The organism is Stenotrophomonas sp. 107298_Sma (genome assembly GCF_056480345.1).
Window position 1 is genome coordinate 172,322 of sequence record NZ_CM151094.1, and the last position, 14,522, is coordinate 186,843.

The following is a 14,522-nucleotide window of genomic DNA, read 5'->3' on the forward strand; positions in this document are numbered from 1 at the left end:
CGGGTCCGGTGCCGTGCCATTTCCTCTACATTGGGGCAATGAAAGACATCATCGCCCCCCTGAGCCGCACGAGCTTGAGCCTTCTTGCGCTGGCCGTGCTTGCGGCCTGCAGCACCACCGGCACCCGTCCCGAAGCACCGCCAGCACCAATCAAGCCTGCCGCCACCTACGCCAAGGTTGAATGGAGTGCGCTGCCGCCGGTTTCCGATACCGATCTGCAGGCCGGCTTCGTTGCCTGGCGCAGCAGCTGCACCCGCCTGAAGAACGACGCTGTCTGGGCCAAGCCCTGCACTACGGCTGCAGCAGTGAACGACAAGGACCCTGCCGCGATCCGCCAGTTCCTGCAGCGCGACCTCGATGCCTACGCGCTGCGTGCCGGGGGGCACCAGGCTGATGGGCTGATCACCGGCTACTACGAGCCGATCTACCCCGGCAGCCTGACCCGCACCGACAAGGCCACCGTGCCGGTGTACGGCACGCCGGATGACCTGATCGTGGTGCAGCTGGACAGCGTCTACCCGGAACTGAAGGGTAAGCGCCTGCGCGGCCGTGTCGATGGCAAGGTGCTCAAGCCCTATGACGATGCAGGCACCATCGCGGCCAAGGGCGCCAAGGCCCCGGTGCTGGCCTGGCTGACCGATCCGATGGACCTGCAGCTGCTGCAGATCCAGGGCTCGGGCCGGGTTCGCCTGGCCGATGGCACGCAGGTGCGCCTGGCCTATGCCGAACAGAACGGGCATCCCTATCGCGCGATCGGCCGTTGGCTGGTGGACCAGGGCCAGCTGAAGAAGGAGGACGTGACCATGGACGCGATCCGCGCCTGGGCCAGGGCCAACCCTTCCCGTGTGCCGGAACTGCTGCGCAGCAACCCCAGCTACGTGTTCTTCGTACGCAGCGCGGACAGCCCGGAAGGCCCGCGCGGTTCGCTGAACGTGCCGCTGACGGCGGGTTACAGCGTGGCGGTAGACCGCACCGTGGTGCCGCTGGGCAGCCTGCTGTGGCTGTCCACCACGCGCCCGGACGGCAGCCCGGTGGTGCGCCCGGTGGCCGCGCAGGACACCGGCGGCGCGATTGCCGGCGAAGTGCGCGCGGACCTGTACTGGGGCAGCGGCGATGCCGCGGGCAAGCTGGCCGGTGACATGAAACAGAAGGGCAGCATCTGGATGCTGTGGCCGAAGGGCGCCCCCTTGCCGAAGTAGTTTGGCAGGGGTCAGATCCCTCTCCGCAGGAAAGGGATCTGCGCGCGAATGCCTGATAATGGCGCCATTCCGAACTTTCCGGTCGCACCTGCGGCCAGGACCAATGCAATGAAATACGCAAAACCCAACGCAAAGACCAACAGCAAGAAGTACTACAAGCACTGGGCCGAATCGAGCCTGGGCAAGGGCAACGTGTTGATGGAAGCCCGTGGTGAAAAAATCGTGCGCCAGGTGGAGATCTACGGGGCCAAGGTGGTCTGGGCCGATGAAACCGGGCAGAGCGATGACCGCTTCGTGCTGGCCGACCAGCCGGTGTCGTTCATGGATTTCGATGAAGACGACGAAATCAGCGCGCGCGAGTTCGACATCGCCTGGAAGAAGGCCCGCGAGGCGACCGGCTACCCGGTGTAACCGTCGCAGGCCCCGCAGGGTCGGATCCCTTTCCATACGGAAAGGACTCTGACCCCGGATCCGGTTTTTGCACTACATTGGTGCAATGTCCGACCCCACACCGCCGCCATCCCTCGACGCCCTGGGCACGCCGCTGGCCTGGGCTGGGGCTGATGGCCGCATCATCGGCTGCAACCCGGCCTTCGCGCGTTGGCTGGGTGTCAGCATCCGCCGCCTGCTCGGCCAGCCCCTGGCCGCGCTGGAAGTGCAGGGTGAGGCGCTGGCCCATTTCCTGGCCCGCGATGAGCGCGACAGCCTGCGCCTGAACCGGCTGGCGCTGGCGGTGCCCGGTGAGGCACCGCGCTTCGCCGAGGGCTGGATGAGCCGCCGCGACGATGGTGGCTGGTTGCTGGAGGCGCACCCGGTCGATGAGTTCCCCGGGCTCGACCCGACCCAGGCCCTGCCCAGCGCGCTCAGCGCGGCGCTGAAGGGGCTGGCCCATGAACTGCGCAATCCGTTGGCTGGCTTGAAGGGCGCGGCCCAGTTGCTGGCCCGGCGCGCCGCCCAGCGTGACGCCAGCGAACGTGAGCTGATCGAGCTGATCGGTTCGGAGATCGAACGCCTCAACGGCCTGCTCGACCAGCTGCTGTCACCGGCCCCGGCCGCGCCTCACGCCGAACTGAACATCCACGCCGCGCTGGAACGCGTGCTGCGCCTGGCCGAGAACGAGGCCGGCTGGGCGGTACGCCTGCAGCGCGACTACGACCCCAGCATTCCCGAATTCCATGGCGATGCCGACCGCCTCACCCAGGCAGTGTGGAACCTGGTGCGCAACGCGATCCAGGCCGGTGCCGGCAACATCACCCTGCGCACCCGCGTCGAGCACGGCGTACGCATCGCCGAGCAGCTGCACACGCTGGCGCTGCGCCTGGAGATTGCCGACGACGGCCGTGGCGTGCCCGAGGAGCTGGCCGAGCATCTGTTCCTGCCGCTGGTCAGTGGTCGCGCCGAAGGCACTGGCCTGGGCCTGGCGCTGGCGCAGCAGGTCGCACGCGAACATCGCGGCACGCTGACCTATCGCTCGCGCCCGGGACATACCGTGTTCACTCTGCTGCTGCCGATCGGCAACGGCGCCGCCCCGGCCGAGGAGGCCCCGCGCGATGTCTGACGCCTCCACTCCCGCACAACGCATCTGGGTGGTCGACGACGACCGTGCCGTGCGCTTCGTGCTGTGCACCGCGCTGCGCGAGGCGGGCTACCAGGTTGTCGATTTCGACAGCGCCGCTCCCGCCCTGCAGGCCCTGAGCGAGGGCCCGCCGCCGGCGCTGCTGTTCACCGATGTACGCATGCCCGGCGACGATGGCCTGGTGTTGCTGGACAAGCTGAAGGCCGCGCTGCCGCAGCTGCCGGTGGTGGTGATGTCGGCCTATACCGATGTTGCCAGTACCGCCGGTGCATTCCGCGGCGGCGCGCATGAATTCCTGTCCAAGCCGTTTGATCTGGATGATGCAGTGGCGCTGGCGCAGCGCGTGCTGCCGGCGGTGGCGCCGGCAATGGCTGCGCCCACAACCGCAGCCGAGACCCGCAGCGATCAGCCACCGCAGCTGGTGGGTGACACCCCGCCGATGCGTGCGCTGTTCCGCGCCATCGGCCGCCTGGCGCAGGCACCGCTGGCGGTGTTGATCACCGGCGAGACCGGCACCGGCAAGGAGCTGGTGGCGCATGCCCTGCACCGCGAATCGCCGCGCGCACAGGCGCCCTTCGTTGCGCTCAATACCGCCGCCATCCCGGCCGAGCTGCTGGAGAGCGAACTGTTCGGCCACGAAGCCGGCGCCTTCACCGGTGCCCAGCGCCGCCATATCGGTCGCTTCGAGCAGGCCAACGGTGGCACCCTGTTCCTGGATGAGATCGGCGACATGCCGCTGCCGCTGCAGACCCGTCTGTTGCGCGTGCTGGCACAGGGCGAGTTCTTCCGCGTCGGTGGCCGCGAGTTGATCCGCGTCGATGTGCGCGTGGTGGCCGCCACCCACCAGGACCTGGAAGGCCTGGTCGCGCAGGGCAAGTTCCGCGCCGATCTGCTGCACCGCCTGGACGTGGTGCGCCTGCAGCTGCCGCCGCTGCGCGAGCGCCGCGAGGACATCGCGCAGTTGGCCAGCACCTTCCTGGCTGCCGCTGCACACAGGCTGGATACGCCGCCGAAGCGGTTGACCGCCGCCGCCCTGCAGGCGCTGCGCGAGCACGACTGGCCGGGCAACGTACGCGAGCTGGAGAACGTGTGCTGGCGGATGGCGGCGCTGGCCGCCGCCGATACCATCGGCGTGGCCGACGTTGATACCGCGCTGAATCGCACGCGGGGCCGCCGCAGCAGCGCCAGTGGCGCCGATCCGGGGCAGTGGGAGGCGCTGCTGGCCGAATGGGCACGCCGGCAGCTGGGCGAGGGCGTGGAAGGACTGCACGCACAGGTGCGCGAGCGGGTCGATCATGCCTTGCTGGAGGCGGCGCTGCAGATCACCCATGGCCGCCGTGCCGAAGCCGCTGCCCGCCTGGGCCTCGGCCGCAATACCCTCACCCGCAAGCTGGGCGCCGGGCGCCGCCGCGGGGGCCATTGAACGGTCCCTGCACGCGATCCTCGCACCCGCTTGCCGAACTGTTGATCGTTCATGGACGATGCCGTCCGTAGTGTCACCTGCAAGGAGTCTTCGATGCGTCTGTCCTTTGCCATCCTGCCGTTGTCCGCCGCCGTGCTGCTGTCTGCCTGTGGCAGTGCGCCGAAGAAGGCCGAGCCCACCCCGCCACCGCCGGTGGCCGTCAGCGCCGCCAAGCAGGCCGAGGCCAACCTCTCGCCGGCCTCGGCCAGCATCGTCAGCGGCCGCATCGCGCTGATGGTGGAGCCCGGTGGCATCCACATCACCGGCCTGGTCGGTGGACTGCAGCCCCTGCAGCAGGCCGGCTTCCACATCCACGAGCGCGGCGACTGCAGCGCGGTGGATGCCAGTAGCGCCGGCAACCATTTCAACCCCGGTGGCACCGCGCATGGCCGCGCAGGCACCGGCAAGCACCATCTGGGCGACATGGACAATCTGCGTGCCGACGCCCAGGGCCGCGCCAACGTCGATATCCACCTCAAGGGGGTTACCCTTGGCGGAGGCGCCGCCACCGATATCGCCGGACGTGCACTGGTCGTGCATGCAAATGCCGACGACTATCGCAGCCAGCCCGCCGGCAATGCCGGCGTCCGCATCGCCTGTGGCGTGATCCGGGTTGTCCGTTGATCGTTGCCGGCATCATCCAGGGAGAGATTCCATGCGTCTGATCCACACTTCGCTGTTCGCGGCCATTGCCGCACTGGGCCTGGCGGCCTGCAACCAGCAGCCCGCCGCGCCGCAGACTGAAACCCCGCCGGCCGCCCCGGCCGAGGGCGCCACCACCGAACCGGCCGCAGCGCCGGCAGCAGCTCCGGCTGCCGACGCCTCGGCCACGGCCGAACTGGCACCGACCCAGGGCAACGAGACCAAGGGCAGCGTCACCTTCAAGGTGGTCGACGGCAAGGTCCACGTGACCGGCCAGATCAGCGGCCTGAAGCCGGGCAGCGAGCACGGCTTCCACATCCACGAGAAGGGCGACTGCAGCGCGCCGGACGGCATGAGCGCCGGCGGCCACTTCAACCCGGGCAAGCAGGACCACGGCAGCGTGGCCGTCGATCCGCACCACGGCGGCGACATGCCCAACATCAAGGCCGACGACAAGGGCGTGGCCACCATCGACGGCCCGGTGTCGAGCAACGTCAACATCGGCAAGGGTGATGACTTCGACATCATCGGCCGAGGCCTGATCGTCCACGCCGACGCGGACGACTACAAGACCCAGCCGACCGGCAATGCCGGCGCACGCCTGGCGTGTGCTGTGATCCAGAAGGCGCCGTAAGAAGCAGAAAACGCCGGCGCAAGCCGGCGTTTTCTTGATCGGTAGTGCCGGCCGCTGGCCGGCAATCGCAGATCCGGAGGTTGCCGGCCAGCGGCGGGCACTACCTGCTCTTCGGTGGACCTGAGCCGAGCATGGGCTCGGCTCTACAACACACGGCGGCGGCTGTTTCCGATCAGCGCGCCAGCAGCTCGCGCGCGTCCTGCCCGGCTTCGCAGTGCACGAACAGCACCGGCACGCCGTGCGCTTCCAGCACCGCAGCCATCTGCCGCTGGCGCATCAGGAACTGCTCGTAGATACCCTGCAGGCGGTCGCAGTCGTTGTTGCCGTGGTCGTAATGCGCGCACCAGCCGGCCGGATCGAACAGCGCCATGCGTGCTTCGCCATGGGTATAGCGCAGCAGCGGCTCGGGCGCGGCATTGAGCCACTCGTCCTCGCCCGGCGCCATGATCGCAGTCTCGATCAGCGGCCACAGCGCGGCCAGGCCCTGGTTGTCGTACTGCATCGACATCATCGCGGCCAGGTCGTTCACGGTGAAATAGCGCGCATGCTCGATACGGGCGCCGAACGCGTTCTGCGCCATCAGCGCGGTGTCGGCATGCGCCATGCCGTTGGCCAGCAGCGTCTCTTCCAGCGCTTCGGCCACCGCATTGGTGGTGGCCACGTCACTGCCGGTCAGCAGGAACGGCACCACGCGCAGGCCACCGCCCACCAGGCTGGCATCGGCCTGGAACGGCAGCGGCACATCACCAGCGGCGTCGGTACCGAAGGCCAGCAGGCGCGGCCCCTGGTTGCGGCCCGGTGCGCGCATCTGCAGCTCTTCCAGGCGGCGGTGGATCGGCCAGCCCGGGCGCAGCACTTCGGCCGGGTCGAAATGGGCGGCGGCGAACACCAGGTCCAGCTCGGCCACCTGCGGCACTTGCTTGGCCAGGTCACGGCCGACGCGTTCGGCCAGTTCACCGGCCTGTTCGGCGCTGAGCACCGCCTGGCGGGGGATTTCGCCGCCGGCCAGTTCCAGGGCCAGCACGCCAAGGGCATTCATCGCGGGGTCGGGTTTGCTCATGGTTCCACGGTTGGCCCATCACAGGGCGGCAGCTACACTTGGCTCCATTATGCCTGCTCCGTCGTGCAGGCCATGTTGCAGACACCCTCATCCATGCCAGGTATCTCCATGCCCAACGCTCGTCCCGTCGCCATCCTCGGTGGCGTCCGCATTCCGTTCTGCCGCCAGAACACCGCGTATTCGGATGTCGGCAACCTCGGCATGTCGGTCCGTACGCTGGGCGCGCTGGTCGAACGTTTCGGCCTGCACGGCCAGCAGCTGGGTGAAGTGGCGATGGGTGCGGTGATCAAGCACTCCAGCGACTGGAACCTCGGCCGCGAAGCCACGCTGTCCTCCGGCCTGTCGCCGTTGACCCCCGGCATCACCCTGCAGCGCGCCTGCGGCACTTCGCTGGACAGCATCATCACTGTCGCCAACAAGATCGCGCTGGGCCAGATCGAATCGGGCATCGGCGGCGGTTCGGACACCACCTCCGACGTGCCGATCGTGTACGGCAAGAAGCTGCGCGCGCGCCTGCTGGCTGCCAACCGTGCCAAGAGCACCGGTGACAAGATCCGTGCACTGACCTCCGGCTTCAAGTTCTCCGAGCTCAAGCCCGAATTCCCGGGCGTGGCTGAGCCGCGTACCGGCAAGAGCATGGGCGACCACTGCGAGGACATGGCCAAGGAATGGAACATCTCGCGCGACTCGCAGGACGAGTGGGCAGTGTCATCGCACAAGAAGCTGGCCGCGGCCTATGAGCGCGGTTTCTTCAGCGATCTGATCGCACCGTTCCGCGGCGTCGAGCGCGACAACATCCTGCGCGCCGACACCTCGCTGGAAAAGCTGGCGACGTTGAAGCCGGCGTTCGACAAGGTCTCCGGCCGTGGCACGCTGACCGCCGCCAACTCGACCCCGCTCACCGATGGCGCCGCCGCCGTGCTGCTGGCCAGCGAAGAGTGGGCACGTGCGCACGGCCATGAGCCGCAGGCCTACCTGCGCGACGCGCATGTCTCTGCCGTGGACTTCGTGCACGGCGAAGGCCTGCTGATGGCACCGACCGTGGCCGTGCCGGAGATGCTCAAGCGCAACGGCCTGACCCTGCAGGACTTCGACATCTACGAGATCCACGAGGCCTTCGCTGCACAGGTGCTGTGCACCCTGCGCGCGTGGGAGAGCGAGGACTACTGCCGCAACCGCTTGGGCCTGGATGCACCGATGGGCCGCATCGACCCGGACAAGATCAACCTGCTGGGCTCGTCGCTGGCCACCGGCCATCCGTTCGCCGCCACTGGCGCACGCGTGATCGCCACCGCGGCCAAGCAGCTGGCCGAACGCGGCGGTGGCCGCGCGCTGGTGTCGATCTGCACCGCCGGCGGCATGGGTGTGGTCGCGATCGTCGAACGCTGATCGTTGCGACCGCGCGCCAACCAAGGTTGGTGACTACCGGGAATGCGCGCTGGATCTGCTGTGGTAGATGCCGACCTTGGTCGGCCATGCGATGTCATCGTTCGGAAGATGTCAGAGCGCCAACCAGGGTTGGCGACTACCGGGTTCCACAGATGAAAACGCCGCCCAGTGGGCGGCGTTTTTTCTTGCTCCGGTGGGTGCGGACCGTTGGCCGGCACGCTTCGGCAGGGATCACGGCAACCGCGGGTTGCCGAATTCGTCGCGCTCTTCGTTGGCGTCGTACACCGGCGGTTGCACCGCGATCGGCTGCTCTTCCACCGTGGCACGCAGCGGCGCCTCGTTGCCGTGCACCAGTTCCACGCTGTCCTCGCCACGCTGCAGGCGCAGCGCATTGGCAAGGCACTGCGCGGCCAGCGCGTGGTCGCCACGCTGTGCGAACAGTTCACCCAGTGCTTCCCAGGCCGCGGCACCGGCACCGGCGGCAATCGCCTCGTGCAGGAACGTATCGGCGGCATCCCACTGCTGCTGGGCCAGGGCCACGCGGCCCTGCGCCAGGCGAAGCGCGGCCGAGCTGTCATGCACGTTGCGCCAGCGCGCCAGATTGGCCTGGCGGGTGGCCAGGCGCTCGGCTGGGAGGCGGCCGTACAGCGCCACCAGCTCATCGTCCCAGCGCTGGTCCAGGGCGTGTTCCAACGCCAGCAGCGCCGGTTCGTCCCAGCTCAACGCAACCGCACGGCTGGCATACGCACCGACCACGTCCGGGGTCGGGCGCAGCGCCTTCGGCGTGGCTTCCCACTGTGCGGCCAGCGCATTGACGTCGGCTGCTTCCAGCAGTGCCTGTGCGGCGAGGCGTGCTTCCAGTTCGCTGTTCGATTCGGCCGGCAGCACCTTGCTCTGGCGTAGTGCGCCCAACTGGCCGTACGCCTCGTGTGCGCGGCCGGCGCGGGCCAGTGCCTCGGTACGCAGCCACAGGCCACGCGGCGGCAGCGGCTGGATCGCTGCCACGTCCAGCGCGTTGATCGCATCCACCGGCAGGTCGCGCGCCAGCAGCTGCTCGGCGCGCAGCAGCGCCTGCAGGGTGGCATCGCTTTCGCCCAGGCGCTGCAGCAGTGCTTCACCGGCGGGACCATCGGCACGCGCCTGCGCACTGCGCACGGCGTTGGCCAGCGCCACCGCGCTCACTTCCGGATCCTTCGCCGCGCCATCCAGCAGTTTTTCCGCGCGCTGCCACTGGCCATGCTCATAGGCCTGCAGGCCGTCGATCAGGCGCACCCGGCCCTGCTTGCGGCGGTAGCGGCCCCAGGCACGGAACGGTGCGGCGATCAGGCTCCACAGCAGCCACAGCACCAGCACGGCGACCACGGTCAGCAGGGCAACCTTCGGCAGGTTGCTGTGATAGTCGTAGCCGCCATAGCGCAGGGTCACTTCGCCGAAGCGGTTGAGGTCATCGGCGCCGAGCCATTGCGCGGCGACCACGCCGATGGCCACGGCCAGCAACAGCACGACCAGGGATTGCAGGGGTTTCATGCGGGATTACCTCCGGTCGGTCTGGGTGCGCAGTTGCTGCAGGGTGCTGCCAAGAACGGTGTTGCTGGCCTGCAGCGGAAGCTCGCGCAAGGCCTTCAGTTCAGCACGTTGCGCGCGCAGGGCCGGTGAATCCGGCCAACGCCGCTGTGCCCAGTGTTCCACGCGCGTCAACGCGGTATCGCGTCCGCTGCGGTCGCCACGTTCAATGGCCGCACGCGCCAGGGTCAGTTCCAGCTGCAGCGCATCGTCGGCGTTGTGCCGCTCGGCGGCGGTCAGTGGGCCGTTCTGCCGGCTCGGGGTGATATCCACGAACGGTGCCAGCGTGGCCTGCCACCAGGGCCTGGCGTTAGCGGTGGCGCTGCCCGTCACCTGCGAAGGCAGGCCCTGCAATGCCTTGGCCAATGCATCCAGGCGCTGCAGCGACTGCACACGTGGTCCGGCGCCGAGCGTGTCCAGCGCCTCGCGCTCCTGCACCAGTGCCTGGCGCAGGTTCAGGCCATCACTGTCGGGCAGATCGGCCAGCGCGGTGGCAGCCTGCGCGTACAGACGACGCGCACCTTCCACATCGTCGGCGTAGTTCAGGCGCTGCGCGGCCTGGGTCAGCAGCAGCTCGGCCTCGTCGCGCTGCACCGCCTGCCGGCCCTGGTTGGCGCTGTCGGCCAGCTTGGCCAGATTTTCTTCCAGCAGCGCACTACGCTGCGAAAGGCCAAGCATCTCGTCGCGCAGCACGCGGTTGGTGGCGGCGGCATCCTGCAGGCGTTGGCTGGTCGCGCGCTGGTCGCGGCGCAGGGCATCCAGCGTGGCTTCCAGGCCCTGCAGCTGCACGGCGGTGGTCTGTGCCTGTGCGTCCTGTGCGTCCTGTTGCTCATGCCAGAAGCGCCAGCCGGCATAGCCACCCACGCCAAGCACGACCACGCCGGCCAGCGGCAGCAGCCAGCGCACCGGTCGACGGGGCGGGGAAACGGGCGGGGTCTCGTTCATCGGGCTTCCTTGTCGGCAAGTCGCCGGTGGGGTTCCGGCAGGCCGCGTTGTGCACAGCATCACTGTTGCCGACGACAGCGGCAAGCGTGATCCACGTCCCTGTTCAGGTCGCTGCCGGGACGGTGAGCGTGGCGTGTGCAGCGCTCACCAGCTGTGCACCGGCAGGGCCGGCGCTACGGCTGATGCGCTGCAGGCCCAGTGCCTGCGCCTGCTCGCCAAGCCGATCGCTGGCGACCACCACGCTGGCGTGGGCCTGCAGGCGTTGTTGCAACGCACGTGGAAGCTGTTGCCAGAAATGCTGCAGCGCTTCGCCACTGCTGACTGCCAGCACCCACGGATACGCTGAATGCGCCAATCGAGCCAGTGCGCGTGGCGACAGGCGCAGCAGGCGACGCTGGTAGACGTCGGCACGTTCGATGCTGGCGCCGGCCGCCTGCAACTGCGCAGCGATCAGGCCGCGCCCGCCGGGGGCGGTCACCAGCCCGATGCGCAGGCCGCGTACGTCGGCCAGCACCGGCAGCGCCAGCAGCCCCTCGCTGTCCATCCGCTGCGGCGCATGTACCTCGTTGACCCCCTGCGCCTGCAGCGCACGCGCGGTGCCGTCGCCCACGGTCAGCCACGGGCTGCGCTGCGCGTCGGCCAGCGGCAGCAGGGACGCGGCCGCTGCCACTGCGGCCGGGCTGGTGAACACCACCCGATCGCAGTTCAGCGCGCGTTGCAGCTGGCGCACCACTGGCGTGCCATGCAGGCGCTGCAGCCGCCAGGGCGACAGCGCCAGCAGATGCCCGTCCAGCCCAGCAACGGCGCGGCGCAGCGCCGCATGCTGGCCCTGCGGTCGCAGCGAAATGAAGGTCCAGTCCGCGTCGGAACCGGCGGCGCCAGTGGGTATCGTATGGTCGGCCATTGCCTGCATTATGCGGGCCCTTCGTTGTCGTGGTCTCTGCTCCGATGTCCGTTGATGCTCTGACTTCCTCGCTGGCCGCCCTGCAGGACGTGCTGGACTGCATGCCGGCGGTCCGCGCCATGCAGATCCAGCTCGACGGTTATGCCGATGGCGTGCTGCGCATCACCGCGCCGCTGGCCGCCAACGTCAACGACAAGGGCAATGCCTTCGGTGGCAGCCTGGCCTCGGTGCTGACCCTGTCCGGCTGGGCGCTGGTCAGCCTGCGCCTGCGCCTGGCCGGCCACGATGCGGAGGTCTACGTGGCCGACAGCAACCTGCGCTACCTGGCGCCGGTCTACGAAGACCTGCACGCCCATGCCGAAGCGGCCGAGGCCACCGGCTGGGACGCCTTCCTGAACACCTTCCGCCAGCGCCGCAAGGCCCGTATCAGCATCGTCGCCATCCAGCCCGGCGCCGACGGCAAGCCCGCCGCCGAGTTCAGTGGTCGCTTCGTAGCCTTCGCCAAAGGGTAGGATGGCAGGCTGACGTTCTGGGGAAACCACCGATGCGCCGCCTCATCCAGTTCCTGATGCTCTCCCTGCTGCTGGTCAGCGCCGTGGCTTCGGCCGACGATCTGAGCCGCAAGCAGCGCAAGCTGCTGGAAGAGACCCAGATCGCCTACGGCGCCACCATCCGCTGGGGCAGCATGGACGATGCCATTGGCTATCTGGACCCCAAGCTGCGCAAGGAAAAGCCGCCCACCGAGTTCGAGCTCAACCGCTACGCGCAGCTGCGCGTGTCGTCCTACCGCGAGCGCAGCAGCGCCGCGCTGGAAGGGGGCCTGGTCGAGCGCCGGGTCGAAATCGGGGTGATCAACCAGAACACCCAGGCCGAGCGCACCGTGGTGGTGGTCGAGCGCTGGCGCTGGGATGCCGAGGCCAAGCGCTGGTGGCAGACCGCCGGCCTGCCGGACCTGTGGAAGGGGCAGTGACGGGCCGCGTCCGGCTTGTGCGACAATCGGCGCCCGCTTAATCGACCCGTGACCTGAGTGAATTACGAAGAGTTGCTGGCCTTTGCAGGCCGAAACCCGATGCTGTCCGCGGCCCTGGTCGGCCTGACCGTGGCCATCATCGTCACCGAGATCCGCCGCCTGTTCCGGGGCTTCAAGGGCATCAAGCCCGCCGAACTGACCCAGCTGATCAATGCAGGTGGCACGGTGGTGGTCGACCTGTCGGCCAGCGGTGACTTCGAGAAGGGCCACATCGCCGGCAGCCGCAATGCCCAGGCCAGTGCCTTCGGCCCGGACAACAAGCTGGTCGCCAACGCCAAGCAGTCGCCGGTGGTGCTGGTGTGCCGCAGTGGCAACGCCTCGGAAACCGCCGCCAAGGCGCTGAAGAAGGCCGGCTTCGAGAAGGTCTACGTGCTCGACGGCGGCATTCCCGCCTGGCAGCAGGCCGAGCTGCCGCTGGTCAAGGGCCGCAACTGATTGTCGCAGGTGGCGGATCCGGCCTTGTATGGGCCTGGAACCGCCCCCATCGCAGTAGTTCGACCATCGTTTTCATTGCATTCACCTGGAGTTACTGGAAATGTCCGAAGAGACCACCAACGGCGCCGTTGCGCCGGCCGATGCCGCCACCGGCCCCGCTTTCACCGTCGAGAAGATCTACGTCAAGGACGTTTCCTTCGAGTCGCCGAATGCTCCGACCATCTTCAATGACCAGGTGCAGCCGGAACTGCAGCTCAACCTGAACCAGCAGGTGCAGCGCCTGGGCGAGAACGCCTTCGAAGTGGTGCTGGCCGTGACCCTGACCTGCCAGGCCGGTGAGCGCACCGCCTATGTGGCCGAAGTGAAGCAGGCCGGCGTGTTCGGCCTGGTCGGCCTGGACCCGCAGTCGATCGACGTGCTGCTCGGTACCCAGTGCCCGAACATCCTGTTCCCGTACGTGCGCCAGCTGGTCAGCGACCTGATCCAGGCCGGCGGCTTCCCGCCGTTCTTCCTGCAGCCGATCAACTTTGAAGGCCTGTACGCAGAAACCCTGCGCCAGCGCCAGGAGCAGGGCGACGCACCGTCGCTGGCTGACTCCGAGCCGGCCGGCAACGCCTGATTCCGGCCGCGACGTCACGGATGAGCACTACCGCTGACAAGATCGCCGTGCTCGGCGCCGGTTCCTGGGGAACCGCGCTGGCCAGCCTGCTCGCACGGCACGGTCACCCGACCGTGCTGTGGGGGCGCGACGCTGCCGTGGTCGAGGCCATCGACCAGCGCCACGAGAACCCGCGCTACCTGCCGGGCATCCCGCTGCCGGACAGCCTGCGTGCCACCACTGACCTGGCGTCGGCGGTGGAAGGCGCGGCCTGGATCCTGGTGGTGACCCCGTCGCACGCGTTCGGTGAAACCGTGCGCGCGCTGGCGCCGCTGCGTCCGGCCGGTGCCGGTGTGGCGTGGGCCACCAAGGGTTTTGAACCCGGTTCGGGCCGCTTCCTGCACGAAGTAGCGCGCGAAGTGCTGGGCGAGGACGTGCCGCTGGCCGTCGTCACCGGGCCGTCGTTCGCCAAGGAAGTGACCCAGGGCCTGCCGACCGCGATCACCGTGCACGGCGACGTGCCCGAGTTCGCGCAGACGGTGGCTGAGGCAATGCATGGCCCGGCGTTCCGCGCCTACACCGGCGACGACATGGTCGGTGCCGAGCTGGGCGGTGCGATGAAGAACGTGCTGGCCGTGGCCACCGGCGTGGCCGATGGCATGCAGCTGGGCCTGAACGCCCGTGCCGGCCTGATCACCCGCGGTCTCAACGAGATGCTGCGCCTGGCCGCTGCGATCGGCGCCAAGCCGGAAACGCTGATGGGCCTGGCGGGGCTGGGCGACCTGGTGCTGACCTGCACCGGCGACCTGTCGCGCAACCGCCGCCTGGGCCTGGCCCTGGGCCGCGGGCAGACGCTGCAGGACGCCATCCGCGAAATCGGCCAGGTGGTCGAGTCGGTGCAGACCGCAGACGAAGTGATGCGACAGGCGCGCCGTCATGGCATCGACCTGCCGATCTCCGACCGCGTGCGTGCCGTGCTGCACGGCGAGCAGACGCCTGAAGAAGGCCTGCGCGCATTGCTGGCACGGGAACAGAAACCGGAGTATCCGGACACGCTGTTCAAGTGAATCGAAAAACCCCGGCCA

16 protein-coding genes are annotated in these 14,522 nt (G+C 68.7%); 12 read left to right on the top strand and 4 right to left on the bottom strand.

Annotated elements, in window-relative coordinates; all coding sequences use genetic code 11:
• Positions 1–38: 38 nt before the first annotated feature.
• The 6 genes from mltA to ACZK2G_RS00805 all read left to right on the top strand — a co-directional run bounded on the left by mltA (position 39) and on the right by ACZK2G_RS00805 (position 5,513).
• Complete coding sequence (gene mltA, locus ACZK2G_RS00780) at positions 39–1,199, top strand: murein transglycosylase A (RefSeq protein ID WP_136638474.1); 1,161 nt, start codon at positions 39–41, stop codon at positions 1,197–1,199.
• Between the two features lie 108 nt (positions 1,200–1,307).
• A complete protein-coding gene (locus ACZK2G_RS00785; protein ID WP_046985380.1) occupies positions 1,308–1,610 on the top strand; it encodes a hypothetical protein in 303 nt (100 codons plus the stop codon).
• Positions 1,611–1,695: 85 nt separating this feature from the next.
• Entirely contained in the window at positions 1,696–2,757 is a 1,062-nt protein-coding gene (locus tag ACZK2G_RS00790; protein ID WP_046985391.1) for a two-component system sensor histidine kinase NtrB, read from the top strand.
• Complete coding sequence (gene ntrC / locus ACZK2G_RS00795) at positions 2,750–4,198, top strand: nitrogen regulation protein NR(I) (protein WP_046985379.1); 1,449 nt, start codon at positions 2,750–2,752, stop codon at positions 4,196–4,198. The genes ACZK2G_RS00790 and ntrC overlap by 8 nt, the downstream gene beginning before the upstream one ends.
• Positions 4,199–4,291: 93 nt before the next feature.
• The gene (locus ACZK2G_RS00800; protein ID WP_136638476.1) at positions 4,292–4,861 is read left to right on the top strand and encodes a superoxide dismutase family protein; all 570 of its coding nucleotides are present in this window, start codon (positions 4,292–4,294) and stop codon (positions 4,859–4,861) included.
• Between the two features lie 31 nt (positions 4,862–4,892).
• Positions 4,893–5,513, top strand: a complete 621-nt coding sequence (locus tag ACZK2G_RS00805) for a superoxide dismutase family protein (protein ID WP_136638477.1) — start codon at positions 4,893–4,895, stop codon at positions 5,511–5,513.
• 172 nt (positions 5,514–5,685) lie between these two features.
• On the opposite strand, the gene ACZK2G_RS00810 is transcribed toward ACZK2G_RS00805, so the two are convergent.
• On the bottom strand, positions 5,686–6,573 hold the full coding sequence (locus tag ACZK2G_RS00810; RefSeq protein ID WP_478474397.1) for a hypothetical protein: 888 nt from the start codon (positions 6,571–6,573) through the stop codon (positions 5,686–5,688).
• Positions 6,574–6,666: 93 nt separating this feature from the next.
• Between ACZK2G_RS00810 and ACZK2G_RS00815 the strand changes: the two genes are divergently transcribed.
• Entirely contained in the window at positions 6,667–7,962 is a 1,296-nt protein-coding gene (locus ACZK2G_RS00815) for an acetyl-CoA C-acetyltransferase (RefSeq protein ID WP_136638478.1), read from the top strand.
• Between the two features lie 231 nt (positions 7,963–8,193).
• Here the strand turns inward: ACZK2G_RS00815 and ACZK2G_RS00820 are convergent, their stop codons facing one another.
• From ACZK2G_RS00820 to ACZK2G_RS00830, 3 genes are all read right to left on the bottom strand, one after another.
• On the bottom strand, positions 8,194–9,489 hold the full coding sequence (locus ACZK2G_RS00820; RefSeq protein ID WP_478474399.1) for a heme biosynthesis protein HemY: 1,296 nt from the start codon (positions 9,487–9,489) through the stop codon (positions 8,194–8,196).
• Positions 9,490–9,495: 6 nt separating this feature from the next.
• Entirely contained in the window at positions 9,496–10,470 is a 975-nt protein-coding gene (locus ACZK2G_RS00825) for a uroporphyrinogen-III C-methyltransferase (RefSeq protein WP_253078088.1), read from the bottom strand.
• Positions 10,471–10,573: 103 nt separating this feature from the next.
• On the bottom strand, positions 10,574–11,383 hold the full coding sequence (locus ACZK2G_RS00830; RefSeq protein WP_046985373.1) for a uroporphyrinogen-III synthase: 810 nt from the start codon (positions 11,381–11,383) through the stop codon (positions 10,574–10,576).
• Between the two features lie 35 nt (positions 11,384–11,418).
• Here ACZK2G_RS00830 and ACZK2G_RS00835 point away from each other — a divergent pair, with 35 nt between their 5' ends.
• The 5 genes from ACZK2G_RS00835 (at position 11,419) to ACZK2G_RS00855 (ending at position 14,504) form a co-directional block, all read left to right on the top strand.
• Positions 11,419–11,886 (top strand): YiiD C-terminal domain-containing protein, encoded by a 468-nt coding sequence (locus ACZK2G_RS00835; RefSeq protein ID WP_046985372.1) that lies wholly within the window; start codon positions 11,419–11,421, stop codon positions 11,884–11,886.
• Between the two features lie 32 nt (positions 11,887–11,918).
• Positions 11,919–12,344, top strand: coding sequence for a hypothetical protein (locus ACZK2G_RS00840; RefSeq protein ID WP_046985371.1), 426 nt, complete (start codon positions 11,919–11,921; stop codon positions 12,342–12,344).
• A gap of 57 nt (positions 12,345–12,401) precedes the next feature.
• Positions 12,402–12,839, top strand: coding sequence for a rhodanese-like domain-containing protein (locus tag ACZK2G_RS00845; protein ID WP_004134671.1), 438 nt, complete (start codon positions 12,402–12,404; stop codon positions 12,837–12,839).
• A 100-nt stretch (positions 12,840–12,939) separates the two neighbouring features.
• Positions 12,940–13,458, top strand: a complete 519-nt coding sequence (gene secB, locus ACZK2G_RS00850; protein ID WP_046985370.1) for a protein-export chaperone SecB — start codon at positions 12,940–12,942, stop codon at positions 13,456–13,458.
• A 20-nt stretch (positions 13,459–13,478) separates the two neighbouring features.
• Complete coding sequence (locus ACZK2G_RS00855; RefSeq protein ID WP_046985369.1) at positions 13,479–14,504, top strand: NAD(P)H-dependent glycerol-3-phosphate dehydrogenase; 1,026 nt, start codon at positions 13,479–13,481, stop codon at positions 14,502–14,504.
• Positions 14,505–14,522: the final 18 nt, after the last annotated feature.

Excerpts from the sequence above, each read along its gene's own strand:
- ACZK2G_RS00830 (WP_046985373.1), bottom strand. The coding sequence starts at position 11,383 with ATGCAGGCAATGGCCGACCATACGATACCCACTGGCGCCGCCGGTTCC.
- ACZK2G_RS00835 (WP_046985372.1), top strand. The coding sequence starts at position 11,419 with ATGTCCGTTGATGCTCTGACTTCCTCGCTGGCCGCCCTGCAGGACGTG.
- ACZK2G_RS00790 (WP_046985391.1), top strand. The coding sequence starts at position 1,696 with ATGTCCGACCCCACACCGCCGCCATCCCTCGACGCCCTGGGCACGCCG.
- ACZK2G_RS00855 (WP_046985369.1), top strand. The coding sequence starts at position 13,479 with ATGAGCACTACCGCTGACAAGATCGCCGTGCTCGGCGCCGGTTCCTGG.
- secB (WP_046985370.1), top strand. The coding sequence starts at position 12,940 with ATGTCCGAAGAGACCACCAACGGCGCCGTTGCGCCGGCCGATGCCGCC.
- ACZK2G_RS00820 (WP_478474399.1), bottom strand. The coding sequence starts at position 9,489 with ATGAAACCCCTGCAATCCCTGGTCGTGCTGTTGCTGGCCGTGGCCATC.
- ntrC (WP_046985379.1), top strand. The coding sequence starts at position 2,750 with ATGTCTGACGCCTCCACTCCCGCACAACGCATCTGGGTGGTCGACGAC.
- ACZK2G_RS00785 (WP_046985380.1), top strand. The coding sequence starts at position 1,308 with ATGAAATACGCAAAACCCAACGCAAAGACCAACAGCAAGAAGTACTAC.
- ACZK2G_RS00810 (WP_478474397.1), bottom strand. The coding sequence starts at position 6,573 with ATGAGCAAACCCGACCCCGCGATGAATGCCCTTGGCGTGCTGGCCCTG.
- ACZK2G_RS00805 (WP_136638477.1), top strand. The coding sequence starts at position 4,893 with ATGCGTCTGATCCACACTTCGCTGTTCGCGGCCATTGCCGCACTGGGC.
- ACZK2G_RS00840 (WP_046985371.1), top strand. The coding sequence starts at position 11,919 with ATGCGCCGCCTCATCCAGTTCCTGATGCTCTCCCTGCTGCTGGTCAGC.
- ACZK2G_RS00800 (WP_136638476.1), top strand. The coding sequence starts at position 4,292 with ATGCGTCTGTCCTTTGCCATCCTGCCGTTGTCCGCCGCCGTGCTGCTG.
- mltA (WP_136638474.1), top strand. The coding sequence starts at position 39 with ATGAAAGACATCATCGCCCCCCTGAGCCGCACGAGCTTGAGCCTTCTT.
- ACZK2G_RS00815 (WP_136638478.1), top strand. The coding sequence starts at position 6,667 with ATGCCAGGTATCTCCATGCCCAACGCTCGTCCCGTCGCCATCCTCGGT.
- ACZK2G_RS00825 (WP_253078088.1), bottom strand. The coding sequence starts at position 10,470 with ATGAACGAGACCCCGCCCGTTTCCCCGCCCCGTCGACCGGTGCGCTGG.